The sequence below is a fragment of the Gracilibacillus lacisalsi DSM 19029 genome, from assembly GCF_000377765.1.
GTDB classification, from domain to species: domain Bacteria; phylum Bacillota; class Bacilli; order Bacillales; family Amphibacillaceae; genus Gracilibacillus; species Gracilibacillus lacisalsi.
Map to the genome: position 1 here is coordinate 476,068 of NZ_KB898663.1, position 17,415 is coordinate 493,482.

Here is a 17,415-nt window from a genome sequence, read left to right on the forward strand (position 1 = left end):
CTCATTTTAGCATAGAGATATAATGTAAGCGATTATATTGCTTGATGATGATAGTTCTTGGTTACTGTATTACGTGGCACTGACAGATGAATATATACCGCTTCGCCTAAAGAAAATTGTTGTGATACATCAGTATGAACAGCCCATGTTTGGTCTGCTACTTCTAACGTATAGTAAATTTCTTTCCCTTGAAACTGTACACTAGTAATCAGTCCAGGTAAGCCACTGCCACTTTCATTCTCTTTAGATAGTCTAAACTGTTCCGGCCGTACTGGATAAATGTTTTGTTCTTTCATAGCCGAAACGACACCTGTATCTGGCCAGCGGATATCGGAAGCTAACGAAGGGACAAAATGCTTCTCGTGCCAGACACCTTCTACTAAATTAGCTTTTCCTACAAAACGTGCAACAAATGGGGAAACTGGTTTCGTATAGATGTCACTAGGTGTACCGATTTGTTCTATTTCCCCTTGGTTCATTACAACAATGCGGTCTGCCATTGCCAAAGCTTCACCTTGATCGTGTGTCACATAGACAATCGTTGCCTTTGTTAACTGATGTAAAGCTTGGATTTCACTGCGCATTTCCATTCTCAGTTCGGCATCTAGATTACTTAGTGGTTCATCCATCAATAATAATTCAGGTTGAGGTGCAATTGCCCGAGCTAATGCCACACGTTGTTTCTGTCCACCAGATAATTCGTTAGGCATCCGCTCAGCAAACGCCTCTAAATCCACCATTTTTAACACCTCATTAATTCGTTCATGTTGATTCTTTTTTATTTCTTTTCTGACAAATCGATGATGCATTAATGGAAAACGGATATGTTCTTGCACATTTAAGTGCGGCCATAATGCAAAAGATTGAAAGACCATCCCGATATTTCGATGTTCAGGTGGTAATGTTTGCTGCGGATTACCAACTACATTATTACCGATCACGATTTCTCCTTCACTCGGCGATAGAAAACCTGCTAATAACCGAAGTAATGTTGTTTTGCCACAACCAGAAGGACCTAAAATCGCAATAAATTCTCCTTCCCTTACTTGCAAATTTATTTTTTTAAGTGCTTGAAATCCGTCAAATTCTTTACTTAGTTGATTAATTGCTATTGTCATTTGACGTTTGCCACCTTTCTGTTCCAAAAGTATTGAAGCACATATAATGTGATAAAACCACATAAGATGAAGGCGATGATCAAACTGGAAAAGGCTGTTGAGTAAGTGGTATAACCAGATTGCTCAAAACTAAAAATAACTACACCGATTGTTTCGCTATTACTTGACCATAATAAAGAAGATACTGTTAATTCGGTTAATGCTGTGAGGAAAACCAAGAATGCCCCACTTAGCACACTCGGTAATAACAGCGGAATTAATATTTTTCGCCATTTCGACCAGCCGTTCGAGCCACTCACCATTGCCGCTTCTTCCATGGACACATCTACTTGCATAATAGCCGTAATACTTCCCCTTACCTGCAAAATTAAGAATCTAGTAACATAAGCGATAAAAAGTATCATCACTGATCCATATATTCCTGGATTCCAGCCAGGTACAGGCTCCATCCAAGCAAAAATCATCGCTAACGCCATTACGGTACCTGGTAATGCATATGGTAAACTAATCGACATTTCTGAGAATTGGCTCCAACGATTTGGTTTCCGAACACGGTAATATGCAAAGGCCGTACCGATGACCACGCCAATAATAGTGGTTACTAGCGCTAGTTGCAGACTGTTTCCGATTGCTCGTTTTGCCTTTGGACTGTTTTCTAAGACAAATTGATAGTTTTTCAGACTGATATTCTCCCATGTGAAGTCCAATCCATACGCTGCTAATAAAGAAGTCATTAACATCGAAATAAATGGTACTAAACTCGTTAACAAGAAAAAGCTCCATAATAGAAACTCTATCAAGTTTTTAGCTTTACCAAGCTGCACGCGAGGCTTTTTGTCCTCTACTGTTGTCTCCAAACGTTTAGACTTTTTTAACAACAGCCATTGCACCAATGTACCACATAAAGCAATAATCCCAAGCAAAACAGAAAGTGTCGCAGCCCGTTGAAATGCTGACGGCCCAAAACCAACTACTTGCTGATAAATATAGGTACTTAATACATCAATTTGTGCAGGTATCCCCAAAAAAGCTGGAATACCAAAATTGTCAAGGTTAGCAAGAAAAGCTAGGAAACCACCACTCGCTATTCCTGGGAGAGCCAATGGTACCGTTACTTTCAAAAAGGTTCTCCAGCCACTTGCACCAGATACACGTGCCGCTTGTTCTACTTCACGCGGCACCTTACGAAATACACTTACAGATAGCAAGTACACTAATGGATAATGAGAAAATCCCAATACAAAAATGATCCCACCCATACTGTATAAATTAATAGGTTCCAGTGAAAAAGGTAGAACCGATACTAATTTTCCATAAAGACCATTTGCACCTAAAAATTGTGTCCATGCTAATGTCGATATATAAGACGGGATCACAAAAGGTAAAATAATAAACACCTGCATCCATTTCTTGGCACGTATATCTGTATAGGCAACGAGCCATGCCAGTAACACGCCTAATATTACCGAAATAGCAGTGGAACCTATGACGATCAGAATAGTGTCCGTTAATACGGACCAAGTCTTGCTATCTTGTAATATATCGGCATAGTTTTGCAATGATAGCTGACTGTCTACTTGAAAACTTAGCAAAACCAATCGTAAAACTGGTACTAAAAAGAAAATAATAATCGCCAGTAAGGCAATAATTTTAATAAATTTCACTTTAAACAGAGAAGATAATGCACGAATCGGCATTATCTCCTTGGACATATTTTTCATTCTTGACTCATCCTATTCTCCAAACAATTCAGTAAAACGTTCTTTATCTTCTTCTCTTGCTTGATACAATTCATTAATATCTGCATCCAATACATTCATCTCATCAATAGTCTTCAATCCCTCTGGTGCCTCGACACCTTCACGGATCGGTGTATAGCCAATGTCCTTTGCTAATTCTTGTCCTTCTTCAGACAGGACAAAATCAACAAACGCTTGGGCTGCTTCTTGATTTTGCGCATCTTTCATAATACCAATTGGCTCTGTAATAACCGGAACCCCTTCATCAGGATAAACTAATGTAACTGGAGAACCTTCTGCTTCTGCACGCGCGACAATAAAGTCTACAACCATTCCATAATCAACTTCTCCATCTGCTACTGCTTGCAGAACTCCTCCATTTCCTTGCGTAACGGTCGGATTATTTGCTTGCAGATTTTCATAAAATTCCCAGCCAAATTGATCATTTCGGGTAAACACTCCTAAATTATATGCCGCTGCTCCAGAATATAACGGACTAGGCATTGCTAAATTATCTGTTGCCTCTGTTAAAGCATTCCATGAAGTTGGAAGTTCTGAAACATTATTGGTGTTGACAACCATTGCCGTTGACATTACCTTCGTTCCAGCATACATATGATCTGGGTCAACAAAATTGTCTGGAATAGCTTCTAATTCAGGCGATTCATAAGCTTGCAGCATTTCTTGTTCCTTTAAACTTTCAAATGTTACTGCATCTGCAACAAGCAAAACATCTGCTTGTACATCACCAGCTTGCGCCTCTGCTTGTACTTTACTGATTACCTCTTCTGTTCCAGAACGATATGTAGAAACAGTTACATCTGGATATTGTTGATTAAAAGCTTCCACTAATTGCTCGGCATCAACATCAGGTTGAGATGTATAGAACGATAATTCTCCTGATACTCCGTCTTCTTCTCCCGATGTGCTATCAGAACAAGCAGCAAGTAATAATAGAGTGATAAATAAAATAATAGAAGATTTAAATTTAAACATGGTATGATTCCTCTCCTTTACAGTTTGTCTGTTAATTAGTCTGTATTGATTATTGTACAGGCTGACTATTAATAACAATTAAACGGAATGTATGGAATTTGTTAAGTACGTGTAAAGGAAGAATAAGGTAATCGTGTGGTTGAAGGGGGGTTTGATGAGAGAATGTAAATTTGTTTACATTTCTTTAAAACAACGGAGCTAATTATTTCATAGATGAAAAAGCTGACTGAAAGTAAAATCAGTCAGCTAAAACTAATCAATAGCTGTTTCCATAATAAAGGGACTGTACCCTTTATTATGATTTCGATTATGGTCTAAACAATGACTTATATAGTAATAAGATTATTCCTGCATCGCCAAATACAAAGCACCTTTTACTCCTGCTTCATCAGTCAATCCAGGCGATACGATATAACGATCGATTTCTTTTTCTGTTAAATATGGCGAACTGACATAGCCATTAAGCATTTCTAGTACATTTCTTCGGATCAAAGGAAAGAGCTGTTGTTGTTTCATGACGCCGCCACCCATAATAATCCGCTCTGGTGATAAAATGTAAATATAGCTAGTCAATGCTTGTGCCAAATAAAAGGCTTCCATTTCCCAGACTTTTTGATCATCTGCAAGTTCATGACCTTTCTTTCCCCATCTTTTTTCTAAGGAAGGGCCGGCAGCAACACCTTCAAGACAGTCATCATGATAAGGGCAAGTACCTTCATAGGTATCTTCCGGATGACGACGGACTTTAATATGTCCCATTTCCGGATGGGATAATCCTTTTAATGTTTGTCCATGGAAATACGCTCCCGCACCAATACCAGTACCAACTGTAATATATAAGCAAGTATCTACATCTGTGGCATTTCCCCATTTCGCTTCCGACATCGCTGCTACGTTTACGTCCGTATCAATGATGATCGGGACACCTAAACCTTCCTTTAATTTGGCTCCTAAGGGATAATCCACCCAGTCTGTTTTTGGTGTTTTTTGTAATTGACCATACGCAGGACTAGTTTCATTAATATCAATCGGACCAAAGCCTCCAAGACCAAGGCGTTTGATACCTTTGCCTTCGAAGAAAGCCAACACTTTTGGCACGGTAATATTAGGATGTTCCGTTGGAATAACCTCTTTTTCAAGAATGTCACCTTGATCATTACCTATGGCTAAAACAAATTTAGTTCCTCCAGCTTCAATTGCACCTAACTTCAACACGGTTACCTCCCTAAAACTTCTGCTTTAACGACCATAATGACAACTGACCTTGTGCTTGTACCTCTAATGTTGAATGATGAATATTAGCAAACATACGTGAGGTAAAGACGAGTTCCCCGCCATTAATAAATATTTCAAAAGAAGAGTGATCTAGAAAAATACGAATGTCGTTTATGTCTTTCTCGACAATCCCTACTCGTTCTTCTTTTTCACCATTATCGAGTGCTGGTCGTGTTAGTTTGATAGTTCGATTTTTTTTATCAAAATCTATTGTAGCATAATCGAATATCGTAATATATCCTTTTTCGCTTGTAATTGCATCTAGTAGTATTTCGCTCGCTCTCGGAATGGTTTTGGCTATAGGTCCAAGTTCATGAACTAGCAACTCATCCCGTAATTCGACGAGCTCTTCTACAGGCTTTTGATAGATTTTCCCTTCCTTCCATTCTAGTTCTCTAGGTAATGTTAATTGATGAATCCAATGATGCTTTTTAGTAGGATGATATTCTTCTTTCTGATCAGGTACACCCATCCACCCGAATAACAAACGTCGACCTTTTTCATCTAGGGTGGTTTGTGGTGCATAAAATTCGAAACCGCGATCTAATTCTGTAAACTCGCCAAACATAAAATGATCCTTCCAGTTCCCGCTCACATAGCCACTTTGATAGACATTCTGGTAGTTGATACCCTCTGCTCTCAATCCTTGTGGGGAAAAAAGCAGTACATCTTGTCCATCAAGTGAGAAAAAGTCTGGGCACTCCCACATATATCCGAATCCATCTGCTAAGATCCCTTTGTACTCCCAGTCTTGAAGATCTTCTGATTCATACCAAACAACAGAGCCTGTGTTATCTTCTTTTTGAGCTCCAATCACCATATAAAATTTATCGTTCTCTCTCCATATCTTTGGATCACGGAAATGAGCAGTGAAACCATTTGGAAGTTCAATTTGTACTCCTTTTTTATCAAAATGAATCCCATCTTTGGATGTCGCTAAACATTGGTAAGTTTCCCGAACACCATTAGTTTTGACATTACCAGTGTAAAAAAGATGGAGTTGATCATCATGTGAAATGGCACTTCCCGAGTAACAACCATCTTTATCAAACCATTCACTTGGTGTTAAAGCGATCGGTTCTTGGTTCCAATCCACTAAGTTTGTGGATGAGAGATGTCCCCAGAATTTAGCCCCATGCTCGGTTCCAAACGGCATCCATTGGTAAAAAAGATGATAGATGCCATTCCATTGAATCCAACCGTTTGGATCATTGATAAGACCTACTGGCGGTGCTATGTGATAGGTCGGTCGGTAAGGATCAGAAGTGACGATCACCTGATATTTTTCTATTTCCCGTTGTGCTTTCTGTCGCAATTCTCGATCTCTATCCATTCGATTATCCCCTTGTAAAATTATTGTGGACAGTTTTTCTTGATTTGACTATTTTTAGTCCGTAAGATTCTTTATTATGGACACTTTTATTTGTTTTTCACTATTTTTGTCCATAAGATTTAGTCTTACGGACACTTTTTCTTGGTACAACTAATTTCTGTCTGTATGATCCATTCTTATGGACAATTAAACTAAATTTGGCTATCTTTTGTCCGTAAGACCAGCATTTATAGACAAAAGACCGGAGCAATCCGGCCTTTTCTTATCACGGCTACTTTTATTTATCTTCCTTATATCCAAAGAAGTAGGTTAAACCAAAGGCAATACCAATTGCCACAATGTTTACTAAAATATATAAGAATAATTGTTCATTTAAATAAAGTAATATACCAGGAATTACGGTGATGGCCATTCCCGTTGCCTGTAAATTAAATAATGTTGCGATAAAACCAGCGATACCTCCACCAATTAATCCCATTATAAATGGCTTACCATGACGTAGATTAACACCGAAGATGGCTGGTTCAGTAATTCCTAGAAATGCCGATAATGATGAAGGATACGCTAAAGCCTTCATTTTCTTTTGCTTTGATTTTACAGCAACTGCTAATGCTGCACCACCTTGGGCTGCAATCGATGCTGTAATAATAGGGTTGAACGGGTTGTAATTTAAGTTTTCTAACAACTGGATTTCCAAGAAATTAAAGATGTGATGAACCCCTGTGATAACGATGAGCTGATGGAAAAATCCAATGATTAATCCACTTAACCCTAGGGGTAATTCTAGTAATGCCATTGTTCCGTCAAAAATCCAATTTTCTACTAAGTGTAGTACTGGACCTAATGCAAATAACGATAAAATAATCATAATTAGTAATACTAAAAATGGTGTTACAATTAAGTCCAATGCTTCCGGAACACGCTTACGGAAAAACTTCTCAATCTTTGCTCCGATTAAACCGGCAAAAAATGCTGGTAAAACGGAACCCTGATAACCGATTACTGGAATAAAACCTAAAAAGTAAAGTGGTTCCGCTGCACCTTCTGCTACTGCCCATGCATTTGGCAATGATGGTGAAACAAGCATTAACCCTAGTACTAAACCGATTACAGGTGTGCCGCCAAATACTCTAAAAGTTGACCATGCTACAAGAGCCGGCAGAAAGACAAATGCTGTGTCTGTTAATACTTCAGTAAATAATAAAAAATTGTCCGAAATACTATCGGGTGTTAAACCAAATAATGCTAATACTTGTTCTTGAGTAATCAGTCCGCGTAACCCCATAAATAAACCGGTTGCAACAAGGACAGGAATAATTGGTACAAAAACATCACCAAATGTGCGGATAGCCCGTTGAAAAGTAGTACCTTGCTTTTTGGTTTCTTCTTTCATTTCTGTTTTGGATGAACCAGAAACACCTTGATTGGTCACTGCCTCGTAAATCCGGTTTACTGTTCCTGTTCCAAAAATAATTTGATATTGTCCTGAATTAAAGAAAGCTCCTTTTACTTTATCAATCTCTTCTACTTCTTCTACATTCACTTTCTCACGATCATGTACCATAATACGCAGTCTCGTTGCACAGTGAGCAATCGATTGAATATTCTCTTCTCCACCTATGGCATGGATGACTTGTTTTGCTATCTCTTCATTACTTGCCATCTAAGATTACCTCCTCTATTTTATTAAAAGTGGGATCGATTCCACATTAGACAAAAATGATAACGAATGATATGGGATCGTTCTCACACATTCGTTAAAACAGATTATAAACTATTTCCTGTCAATCGTCTATAGGTATGGGTTAATTTTTTTGTTTTTTTGTAACCGTTTAATTGTCCCATGAGTAAACGAGTAATAGCGGCACCTGCCTCTTCGTTCTGAAAATCAATCGTTGTTAGGACAGGCTCGATATATTTGGATAAACGCGACACACCCGTTGTTGCCATACCGATATCCGCTGGAATATTATAATGATTTTCTTTTAAATATTGCATCGCACCAACTGCCATATTATCCGTTACAACAAAGACAGCATCTGGTTTCGTCGATTGCTTCATAATTGTTTCCATCGCATGATAGCCAGAATTAATACTAAAATCACCATAAGTTATCCGTTCAGTTAAAACCGGTAGATTATGCTCCTTTAATGTATCAATATATGCTTTTTTTCTTACTATTCCTACTGCAGGATCATCCTCCGGTACCCCAATAAAACTAATATCTCGGTATCCTTTCTCAATCATGTAGCTAATCATTTCTGCGGTTGCCTTATAATCAGGATAATGTATCGATGTAGTTCCCGGCATGTCTTGGCCAAGTACAACGACAGGAACATCTGATTTCTTGATCTCCTCCACTAGAGCTTCGTCTGTATTGGTTCCTAATAAAATAATCCCATCTACATTTCGAGATTGTAATAGTCTGATAAAGGCAATTTCTTTTTCCTTTTCTAATAAGGTTTGCGTCAACAGCATTTGATAATCATTTTCCTGCAATACTTGATTAATACCGTCCACAACACGACTGGCTGTTTCAGTGCTTATTTTCGGTAAAATCACTCCAACTACACCCGTTTTTTTCGTTCGTAACGATTTGGCTGATTGACTCGGGAAATAACCGGTCTCTTCGATAACTTTATCAATTCGTTCCTGTGCTTCTTGGCTTACATAGCCATTTTTATTCAAGTGGCGTGAAACCGTTGAACGCGATACATTAGCTAGTCTTGCAATATCATTGATTGTTGTCATGACACTCTCCTTCACACTAATCCAAGCTTACTATTTCCCTTAGTATACCAAAGAGCCAAAAAACAAAAAAGAAATAGTTGACATTTTTTCATCAACGCATATAATTTAGACAAAGGAAACTTTTGTGCGTAAACCTATTTTTTACCGTAAAAGTTTCCTTTGTAAAACTTTTTTAGGAGTGGGGAATTTATGATAAAAAAATGGTTATTAGGGATTGTTTTATGTTTAGGACTACTTAGTGCTTGTGGAACAAATGATGCAAGCAGTGAATCCGAAGAAATACAAGTCGTCACAACAATTGCGCAAATTGCAGATGTTGTAGAAAACGTTGGTGGAAATTTGGTAGAAGTGCAAAGTTTAATGGGGCCTGGAGTAGACCCACATTTGTACAATGCCGTACAAGGTGACATCGAAACATTAGAAAGGGCAAAAATCATCTTTTATAACGGTTTACATCTTGAAGGTCAAATGGTTGAAATATTTGAACAAATGCAAAACCAAAAACCAACGATTGCAGTTGCTGAACAAATCGATTCAGCTAAACTATTGGCAGATCCTGAAAATGAGCAAGTCTATGATCCACATGTTTGGTTTGACATCTCGATTTGGAAGGATGTTGTGCAAGTAGTAGCTGACGAATTGAGCAGCTTAGACCCAGATCATGAGACACAATTCCAAGACAATGCTCAAACATACCTCGAAGAATTAACGGAGACAGAAAGATATGTTGAAGAACATATTAATGAAATACCAGAACGAAGCAGAGTTCTCATCACCGCTCATGACGCTTTTCATTATTTTGGCAAGCGTTACGGATTTGATGTTGTTGGCTTGCAAGGACTCAGTACAGAATCAGACTACAGTGTCCATGATGTCAATCATATTGTTGATATATTGATTGATCGCGATGTTAAAGGTGTATTTGTTGAGAGTAGTGTCTCTGAACGTTCGATCGAAGCTGTAGTAGAAGGGGCAAAAGAAAAAGGACATCCTGTAGAAATTGGTGGGGAACTTTTCTCTGATGCAATGGGGGAAGAAGGAACGGAGGAAGGCACCTATATCGGAATGGTAAAACACAACATTGACACGATTGTAGATGCACTAAAATAGGAGGGGTTACTCATGTTAGCACTATCTGTTCACAACTTATCTGTGCAATATCAACAACAAAAAGTGCTGGAAAACGTTCACTTTCAGGTACCCAAGGGTTCGATTACTGGCATTATCGGACCAAACGGTGCTGGTAAGTCCACGCTAATGAAAGCAATACTAGGATTAGTTCCGATCACCGAGGGAAAAGTTGATGTTTTGGAACAACCTTTTACACAACAGATGGATCTGATCGGCTATGTTCCACAACGTAGTGAAGTCGATTGGGATTTTCCCATCAATGCTTTAGATGTTGTTTTAATGGGGCGTTACAAACATTTCAAACGATTTAGACCGATTTCCAAGCAAGAAAAAGATTTAGCAATGACATTTTTAAAAGAAATTGGAATGGAAACATATGCAAACAGACAAATTAGCCAGTTATCTGGAGGGCAACAGCAGCGGGTTTTCTTAGCTAGAGCACTTGCACAAAACACACCGATCTATTTTATGGATGAACCTTTTGCAGGTGTTGACGCGGCAACAGAAAAAATGATGATTCAACTGATGAAACAATGGAAAAATGATGGAAAAACGGTCATCATCGTACATCACGACCTACAAACCGTCCAGGAATATTTTGATCACGTTCTATTATTAAACAAAAAGACAATCGGCTGTGGTAAAACGCGTGATGTCTTTCATCCGCAAAATATTGAACGAACATATGGAGGCAGCTTAACTTTTCCACCTTCTATTGCGGGGAATTCACTATGATAACGGAATGGATGACATTATTAGAAAGCCCGAACTTTCGCTGGGTCATGATCGGTAGCTTATTATTAGGATTTTCTAGTGGAGCAATTGGCTGTTTTGTCTATTTACGCAAGCAAAGTTTAATTAGTGACGGGATGGCACATGCAACATTACCGGGAGTGGCATTTATGTATATTTTGTTTCAAAACAAATCCCTACCAGTATTGTTAATAGGTGCAACCGTTACAAGTCTTTTAGCAACTTCTTTTATTCAAATGATTATCAAACAAACGAAATTAAAAACAGATGCGGCAATCGGAGTGATTCTATCCGTTTTCTTCGGGTTTGGGATTTTATTATTATCCTACATCCAGCAAAATATGTCCGGAAACCAAGCAGGAATTGATTCATTTATTTTCGGGCAGGCAGCATCCATTGTAAAAAATGATGTCTATACGATTGGAGTAGTTTCCCTATTTGTTTTGCTGCTTACTGTGATCTTCTTTCGTGAATTTCATTATACGACATTTGATTTTACCTTTTCTAAAGGAATTGGAATCCCAGTAAAATGGATCAATGGTTTACTCTTCTCATTGTTAGTAGCTGTCATTGTCATCGGGATTCAAATGGTAGGTGTCGTATTAATCGTTGCATTATTAATTACCCCTGCCCTTGCTGCAAGGTACTGGACAGACAGTCTTGGCAAAATGACAGTCATTAGTGGAACATTCGGGGCAATATCGGGATTGATTGGCACGATATCGAGCAGTGTGATCCAAGATTTACCGACTGGACCAATGATCGTCTTAACGGCTTCTGTTCTATTCTTTATATCATTATTATTTGGCTTTACAAAAGGACTGGTCGTTAGGAGGTTGGTAAGATGACAACCTATGCGATGTGGATTATTATTACCGGATGTCTTGTAGGGTTCACTTGTGGCATAAGTGGTTCGATTCTTGTGTTGCGAAAAATGGCTATGATAGCAGATGCGATCAGCCACACCGTCTTATTAGGGATTGTACTCGCTTTTTTCGTTACCCAGTCGATATCAGGTTTCCCTATGTTAATCGGTGCATTGGTAATCGGGTTATTTACTGCTATCTTTATTGAAATGCTACATCGAACAGGAATCCCATCTGATGCTGCTATCGGTGTTGTATTTACCTCGCTTTTTGCACTTGGCGTTGTACTGATTTCATTTATCGGAAACCAAGTTCATTTAGATGTAAAGCATGCATTGATGGGCGAAATTACGTTTGTCCCCTGGAATCCATTAACGATCGCTGGGGTAAACTATGGACCTGTTGCTGTTTGGATGCTTAGCATTGTTTGCATACTTAATATCGTAATGATTATCATCTTCTATCGCCCGATCAAAATCTCTACATTTGATCCGGCTTATGCAAAGTTAATTGGTATTCCAGTTGGTTTTATTCATTACTTGTTAATGTCGATGGTCTCACTATCTACCGTCGCTTCCTTTGACAGCGTTGGCGCGATATTAGTTGTAGCCATGTTAATTGTTCCCGGAGCAACCGCTTATCTTTTAAGCGAGCGATTTTTACTAGTCATTGTGCTGAGCGGACTTATTGGCATTTTGTCTGCTATTAGTGGTTATCTAGTCGCTAGCTTCTGGAATGTATCGATTGCAGGTGCGATGGCCACTATGACTGGTGTCTTCTTTCTATTGGCATATTTATTTAGTCCGAAACAAGGAGTACTCGTCAAAAAAATGCAACATAAGAAATCAAAGGTCCGTGTTTCCTAGAAGGAGATTAGCGAAACTGGTATTAGCTTGATATAAGTGTTCCAATGATTAATAATAAACTAAAGATAAAATGATGAAGGGCTGCTTGTCGCATCCCTTTTTTTATGCTATTAGACGTCGGCTTGATGTATGTCATTAACCGGTAACTAACCGGAAATGCTAATAAGACCATAGATGTTGTAAAAGGTAATAAGTCTGTCATGATCAATATAAACACAGATACGTAAGCTGCGATAACGATTAGCATTAATAACCAATAGGCCTTCACATGACCGATTCGAATCGCAATTGTTTTTCTCGTGGACTGATCTTTGTTAATGTCACGGATATTGTTCGTTAAAATCATCGATGCAATCAAAAAACAAAAAGGAAGTGCCAGTAGTAGTGTCATTTCTGTCACGAACCCTGTTTGGATATAACTGGCAATCATAATCGGAAACCAGCCTAATGAAAAAGTAGACGTAACTTCTCCCAGTCCTAACGTAGATAAGGAAGAACGACCTGCCGAATAACAATACCCGAGCACTAAACCAGTAATCCCAATTGCGATAATGACCAGACTTGTCCGAATCGCTAACCATAACGTTAAACTAGAAAACACGATTACTAGCCCAATAAATACAAAAGGAATTTGTTGTAAATATGGTGTCATCCCTATTTTACCTTGAGCTACCTCAAGCCATTTTCCTTCCTCCTGGCCTTTTAAAAAATCAAAATAGTCATTAAGCATATTGACTGCCATCTGAACCATAACCCCGATAACAAGAAACAGTAAGAAATGCTGATAATCAATCGCTTGCCAGTCCCCACCTAAAGCAATCAGCGTACCATAAATCATTGGCATGATCGATCCTGTTAAAGTAGCTGGACGAATAACCTTCCACCAGCTACCTTGATATTTATAGGTATGATTCAATTGACGATATCCAAATAAATCGATGTGCTTATCCATTCAATCTCTCCTCTCTAAATGATGACCATCAGCCAAATCAGCATAAAAAAACCTAAACCTTCTATAGAAGAGATAAAAGCTACTTGTAATAAGCTAATGTATAATAAACGCGGATAACCTTTAGCAGCCATCTTCCAAATGATATCCCGTGATAACACTTTTATAAAAGCACGATAGCCGATAAACGTTCCCCATATTAATGTACATAACCCAATAAAGAGTGAAGTAATCCACCATTTTCCGTAATAAGTAGTAAAAAGCATCGTCAAACTGTTAACCGGCCCGCTAATTCCCATTAAAAAGCCTGTTATCAGTACTGTTATACCTGCTGAAGCAAATCCTTTATGACTCCATTTCATTACTTGTAGAAGAAATTGCTTTTGCTGAAAAATTGGCAAGATCCTTGTCACAGGGTAAACACCCCAGACCAGAAAAAATAATCCACCAATCCATAGAATACCTGCCACCATATGAATCCATAATAATAGTGAGTTCATGATCGCCCGCCACCTTCTTACTTACTATTGTAGCGGACCGATTGCGTCTAAGAATTGATCTATATCACAATAATGGAGGTATATTAATGGAATGGTTTCTTATTCTCGCGATTTTGACAGGTAGTTTGATTGTTTTGCTGATGCATTGGGGGTTATTTTTACTACAAGTGGTATTCGCTGTAGTGGTTACAAGCTTTCTTCCGACAGACTGGATCTGGGGAGCTTTGATCATACAAGTGATATTTGGGTTATGGATAGTACGTCAAACGTTTCAAGCCGCATGGTATCAGTACCAACTAGAACTGGAAAAAACACAACGCATTCCCCAGCATTATACCGAAGGCGGCAGATCAGGTATTAAGAAAAACTTTTTATAATAAGCTTATTTGGTAAAATTCTGCTATAATATGTTAGTCAATAATCAAAAAGGAGTATTACTAACATGTTAAAGCAGTTTTTTTCTTATTATAAACCGCATAAACGACTGTTTATCATTGATTTTTCCAGTGCTGTCATTGTCGCGATCTTAGAACTCGCCTTTCCTATTGCCGTACAGTGGTTAATTGATGAATTATTACCTGAACGCGATTGGAATCTAATTGTGACAGTCAGTATCTTATTATTTGCAGTCTATTTGCTCAGTACCTTCTTACAATATGTTGTTAGTTACTTAGGACACAAATTGGGGATTAATATTGAAACAGATATGCGTGAGCAATTATTTACACATGTACAGCGCCAGTCTTTTCGGTTCTTTGATAATACGAAAACTGGTCATATTATGAGCCGAATCACGAATGACTTATTTGATATTGGTGAATTGGCACACCATGGACCGGAAGACTTTTTCATTGCGATTATGACTTTTACCGGAGCATTTTGGATTATGTTCACCATTAACCCTACACTTGCTTTAATTGCATTAGTGATGGTGCCGCTGTTAGTTGCTTTAGTAACATATTGTAACATTGCGATGAATAAGGCCTGGCACAATATGTACCACAACATTGCTGGTGTAAATGCCCGTGTTGAAGATGCTGTATCTGGTGTAAGAGTCGTTCAATCTTTTACAAATGAAGATTTTGAATTAAAACGATTCAACCATGATAACGGACTATTCCGCAAAGCCAAAATTAAAGCATATAAAGTGATGGCAGGTACACACTCTAGTATTTATATGATGACTCGACTTCTAACTGTAATAGTCCTTGTAGTTGGCGCATGGCTAAGTTTTAATGGAGATCTAAAATATGGGGAATTAGTCAGCTTTGTACTATATACCAATGTTTTAATAAAACCGATAGACAAAATCAGTGCATTGTTAGAATTATACCCGAAAGGAATGGCAGGATTCCGGCGCTTTCAGGAAATTCTTGCAAAAGAACCAGAAATTAAGGATGATCCTAATGCTGTTACTGTCGATAAACTAACTGGTGATATTAAATTTAACCAAGTCGATTTTTCCTATGATGGTCACCAACAAGTATTAGCAGATATTAATTTACAAATCCATCCTGGAGAAACGGTCGCTTTTGTTGGCCCTTCTGGTGCAGGAAAAACAACAATTTGTTCATTAATACCAAGGTTTTATGACATAGATGACGGATCGATTACGATAGACGGAATCGATATCCGGAAAATGACGAAAAAATCATTGCGCTCGCAAATCGGTATTGTACAACAAGATGTCTTCCTTTTCACCGGAACTGTGAGGGAAAATATCGCCTACGGTAATCAAGAGGCAACGGATGAAGAAATTATCGATGCTGCCAAAAAAGCACATCTGGATCAGGTGATAGCTGAATTACCAAATGGATATGACACCCAAATTGGCGAGCGGGGCTTAAAACTTTCTGGCGGTCAAAAACAACGATTAGCGATTGCCCGTACGTTCTTGAAAAATCCACCTATATTAATATTGGATGAGGCAACATCTGCATTAGATACGGAAACTGAACGAATGATTCAGCAATCACTTGACCAGCTTGCCGAAAACCGTACGACATTAGTGATTGCCCACCGATTGGCCACCATTAAAGATGCTGATCGAGTTGTAGTTGTAACGAATGAAGGTATTGTTGAAGAAGGAAGCTACCAGGAGCTTTTAACCAAAAATGGAGTTTTTGCACGATTGCATAAGATTCAATATGAAAAAAATCAAGACTAAGTGTATGAAGCACTTAGTCTTCTTCTTGCCAAAATAAATCGTCTAATGTTTTATTTAATGTTTTACATATCGATAAACACAGCTGCAGACTTGGGTTATATTTACCCTGTTCAATCAAACCTATCGTTTGCCTCGTAACACCAACTTTTTCAGCTAGTTCGGCCTGAGATAAATCGTGCTCCACTCTTGCTACTTTCAGCTTCAAGTTTTTCATGATTCGTCATCCTCTAGTTGTTCGTCTACCGCTTTATCACTACGATGTTTGGCAGCCGTATAACTGATGACCAATACTAGAACTAGAATCGGAATATAAAACATCATGGACGTTGCAAACGTTAGAAAGAAATAATAAATCCTTTCTAGTGGAGTTTCTGCATAGTTGACAGCACTATTGATTCCGAAGAACAGCCCTAATACTATTCCAGTCGCAACACCTATAACAATCGTTTTCGTCTGATAGCTCCACTTACTTTTACTATCATGCATTTCCACTTCTGCAGAAAACAGCCCTTTTTGTGATGCTCGAACAGAATAATAAATACCTGCTGCGAAAAAAATAATCATTTCGGTTGCCACATGCTCCATCTCAAAGCCGTAAATAAAAAATTTATATATCACCGATACGAAGCAAATAGCAAAAATCAAAAGATAAATTTCCCGATATATCTTATTTTGTTCATGAACAACTCGCTCATCTTGGATTTTGTTTTTAAATAAGTTCATCACTGTACCTCCTGTTATATTATATTTTTATTATACATGATATTTTACTTTATGCAATATATATTTTACATAAAGTTAATTATATGGTTCTTTTCCTCGAGAGATGTTCTTATGGACACTTTTTCCGATTTCGGCTTTCTTTTGTCCACGAGGTCGATTCTCGTGGACACTTTTTCCGATTTTGGCTTTCTTTTGTCCGCGAGATCGGTTCTCGTGGACACTTTTTCCAATTTTAGCTTTCTTTTGTC

Annotated in this window: 17 protein-coding genes; 6 read left to right on the forward strand and 11 right to left on the reverse strand. The window is 38.2% G+C overall.

Translation table 11 applies throughout. The features are described 5' to 3' along the window. Window positions 1-32: 32 nt before the first annotated feature. The 7 genes from D569_RS0104775 to D569_RS0104810 all read right to left on the reverse strand — a co-directional run bounded on the left by D569_RS0104775 (window position 33) and on the right by D569_RS0104810 (window position 9,212). Entirely contained in the window at window positions 33-1,118 is a 1,086-nt protein-coding gene (locus D569_RS0104775; protein ID WP_018931265.1) for an ABC transporter ATP-binding protein, read from the reverse strand. Further along, on the reverse strand, window positions 1,115-2,839 hold the full coding sequence (locus D569_RS0104780; RefSeq protein WP_018931266.1) for an ABC transporter permease: 1,725 nt from the start codon (window positions 2,837-2,839) through the stop codon (window positions 1,115-1,117). The genes D569_RS0104775 and D569_RS0104780 overlap by 4 nt, the downstream gene beginning before the upstream one ends. Before the next feature lie 12 nt (window positions 2,840-2,851). Then, window positions 2,852-3,853 carry an ABC transporter substrate-binding protein gene (locus D569_RS0104785; protein WP_018931267.1) on the reverse strand — a complete coding sequence of 334 codons (1,002 nt, stop codon included), beginning with the start codon at window positions 3,851-3,853 and terminating at the stop codon, window positions 2,852-2,854. 342 nt (window positions 3,854-4,195) lie between these two features. Continuing rightward, window positions 4,196-5,065 carry an ROK family protein gene (locus tag D569_RS0104790; protein WP_018931268.1) on the reverse strand — a complete coding sequence of 290 codons (870 nt, stop codon included), beginning with the start codon at window positions 5,063-5,065 and terminating at the stop codon, window positions 4,196-4,198. Window positions 5,066-5,078: 13 nt separating this feature from the next. Next, window positions 5,079-6,461, reverse strand: a complete 1,383-nt coding sequence (locus D569_RS0104795) for a glycoside hydrolase family 32 protein (protein WP_018931269.1) — start codon at window positions 6,459-6,461, stop codon at window positions 5,079-5,081. 277 nt (window positions 6,462-6,738) lie between these two features. Next, on the reverse strand, window positions 6,739-8,124 hold the full coding sequence (locus D569_RS22510; protein ID WP_018931270.1) for a sucrose-specific PTS transporter subunit IIBC: 1,386 nt from the start codon (window positions 8,122-8,124) through the stop codon (window positions 6,739-6,741). Window positions 8,125-8,228: 104 nt separating this feature from the next. Then, complete coding sequence (locus D569_RS0104810; RefSeq protein ID WP_018931271.1) at window positions 8,229-9,212, reverse strand: LacI family DNA-binding transcriptional regulator; 984 nt, start codon at window positions 9,210-9,212, stop codon at window positions 8,229-8,231. A 189-nt stretch (window positions 9,213-9,401) separates the two neighbouring features. Between D569_RS0104810 and D569_RS0104815 the strand changes: the two genes are divergently transcribed. Genes D569_RS0104815 through D569_RS0104830 form a run of 4 tightly spaced genes read left to right on the forward strand, consistent with a single transcriptional unit; the run spans window position 9,402 to window position 12,828 of the window. Beyond that, window positions 9,402-10,322, forward strand: a complete 921-nt coding sequence (locus D569_RS0104815; RefSeq protein WP_018931272.1) for a metal ABC transporter solute-binding protein, Zn/Mn family — start codon at window positions 9,402-9,404, stop codon at window positions 10,320-10,322. A 12-nt stretch (window positions 10,323-10,334) separates the two neighbouring features. After that, a complete protein-coding gene (locus D569_RS0104820) occupies window positions 10,335-11,078 on the forward strand; it encodes a metal ABC transporter ATP-binding protein (RefSeq protein ID WP_018931273.1) in 744 nt (247 codons plus the stop codon). After that, the gene (locus tag D569_RS22515) at window positions 11,075-11,944 is read left to right on the forward strand and encodes a metal ABC transporter permease (RefSeq protein WP_018931274.1); all 870 of its coding nucleotides are present in this window, start codon (window positions 11,075-11,077) and stop codon (window positions 11,942-11,944) included. The genes D569_RS0104820 and D569_RS22515 overlap by 4 nt, the downstream gene beginning before the upstream one ends. Next, the gene (locus tag D569_RS0104830; RefSeq protein ID WP_018931275.1) at window positions 11,941-12,828 is read left to right on the forward strand and encodes a metal ABC transporter permease; all 888 of its coding nucleotides are present in this window, start codon (window positions 11,941-11,943) and stop codon (window positions 12,826-12,828) included. Before D569_RS22515 ends, D569_RS0104830 begins: the two co-directional genes overlap by 4 nt. Before the next feature lie 22 nt (window positions 12,829-12,850). Here D569_RS0104830 and D569_RS0104835 read toward each other — a convergent pair whose 3' ends face one another. Both D569_RS0104835 and D569_RS22520 read right to left on the reverse strand, forming a co-directional pair. Next, window positions 12,851-13,780, reverse strand: coding sequence for a prenyltransferase (locus D569_RS0104835; RefSeq protein WP_018931276.1), 930 nt, complete (start codon window positions 13,778-13,780; stop codon window positions 12,851-12,853). Between the two features lie 14 nt (window positions 13,781-13,794). Beyond that, window positions 13,795-14,277 (reverse strand): hypothetical protein, encoded by a 483-nt coding sequence (locus tag D569_RS22520; protein ID WP_018931277.1) that lies wholly within the window; start codon window positions 14,275-14,277, stop codon window positions 13,795-13,797. An 86-nt stretch (window positions 14,278-14,363) separates the two neighbouring features. On the opposite strand from D569_RS22520, the gene D569_RS0104845 reads away from it, so the two are divergent. Both D569_RS0104845 and D569_RS0104850 read left to right on the forward strand, forming a co-directional pair. After that, entirely contained in the window at window positions 14,364-14,654 is a 291-nt protein-coding gene (locus tag D569_RS0104845) for a hypothetical protein (protein ID WP_018931278.1), read from the forward strand. A gap of 65 nt (window positions 14,655-14,719) precedes the next feature. After that, window positions 14,720-16,444 carry an ABC transporter ATP-binding protein gene (locus tag D569_RS0104850; protein ID WP_018931279.1) on the forward strand — a complete coding sequence of 575 codons (1,725 nt, stop codon included), beginning with the start codon at window positions 14,720-14,722 and terminating at the stop codon, window positions 16,442-16,444. 13 nt (window positions 16,445-16,457) lie between these two features. Here D569_RS0104850 and D569_RS0104855 read toward each other — a convergent pair whose 3' ends face one another. Together D569_RS0104855 and D569_RS0104860 are read right to left on the reverse strand one after the other, a co-directional pair. Next, window positions 16,458-16,658, reverse strand: a complete 201-nt coding sequence (locus tag D569_RS0104855; RefSeq protein WP_018931280.1) for a helix-turn-helix transcriptional regulator — start codon at window positions 16,656-16,658, stop codon at window positions 16,458-16,460. Beyond that, the gene (locus tag D569_RS0104860; protein WP_018931281.1) at window positions 16,655-17,167 is read right to left on the reverse strand and encodes a DUF6773 family protein; all 513 of its coding nucleotides are present in this window, start codon (window positions 17,165-17,167) and stop codon (window positions 16,655-16,657) included. Before D569_RS0104860 ends, D569_RS0104855 begins: the two co-directional genes overlap by 4 nt. Between the last annotated feature and the right edge of the window lie 248 nt (window positions 17,168-17,415).

Coding starts and splice junctions, on each gene's coding strand:
- D569_RS22515 (WP_018931274.1), top strand. CDS start 11,075: ATGATAACGGAATGGATGACATTATTAGAAAGCCCGAACTTTCGCTGG.
- D569_RS0104835 (WP_018931276.1), bottom strand. CDS start 13,780: ATGGATAAGCACATCGATTTATTTGGATATCGTCAATTGAATCATACC.
- D569_RS0104860 (WP_018931281.1), bottom strand. CDS start 17,167: ATGAACTTATTTAAAAACAAAATCCAAGATGAGCGAGTTGTTCATGAA.
- D569_RS0104795 (WP_018931269.1), bottom strand. CDS start 6,461: ATGGATAGAGATCGAGAATTGCGACAGAAAGCACAACGGGAAATAGAA.
- D569_RS22520 (WP_018931277.1), bottom strand. CDS start 14,277: ATGAACTCACTATTATTATGGATTCATATGGTGGCAGGTATTCTATGG.
- D569_RS0104830 (WP_018931275.1), top strand. CDS start 11,941: ATGACAACCTATGCGATGTGGATTATTATTACCGGATGTCTTGTAGGG.
- D569_RS0104850 (WP_018931279.1), top strand. CDS start 14,720: ATGTTAAAGCAGTTTTTTTCTTATTATAAACCGCATAAACGACTGTTT.
- D569_RS0104785 (WP_018931267.1), bottom strand. CDS start 3,853: ATGTTTAAATTTAAATCTTCTATTATTTTATTTATCACTCTATTATTA.
- D569_RS22510 (WP_018931270.1), bottom strand. CDS start 8,124: ATGGCAAGTAATGAAGAGATAGCAAAACAAGTCATCCATGCCATAGGT.
- D569_RS0104775 (WP_018931265.1), bottom strand. CDS start 1,118: ATGACAATAGCAATTAATCAACTAAGTAAAGAATTTGACGGATTTCAA.
- D569_RS0104820 (WP_018931273.1), top strand. CDS start 10,335: ATGTTAGCACTATCTGTTCACAACTTATCTGTGCAATATCAACAACAA.
- D569_RS0104855 (WP_018931280.1), bottom strand. CDS start 16,658: ATGAAAAACTTGAAGCTGAAAGTAGCAAGAGTGGAGCACGATTTATCT.
- D569_RS0104815 (WP_018931272.1), top strand. CDS start 9,402: ATGATAAAAAAATGGTTATTAGGGATTGTTTTATGTTTAGGACTACTT.
- D569_RS0104810 (WP_018931271.1), bottom strand. CDS start 9,212: ATGACAACAATCAATGATATTGCAAGACTAGCTAATGTATCGCGTTCA.
- D569_RS0104845 (WP_018931278.1), top strand. CDS start 14,364: ATGGAATGGTTTCTTATTCTCGCGATTTTGACAGGTAGTTTGATTGTT.
- D569_RS0104780 (WP_018931266.1), bottom strand. CDS start 2,839: ATGAAAAATATGTCCAAGGAGATAATGCCGATTCGTGCATTATCTTCT.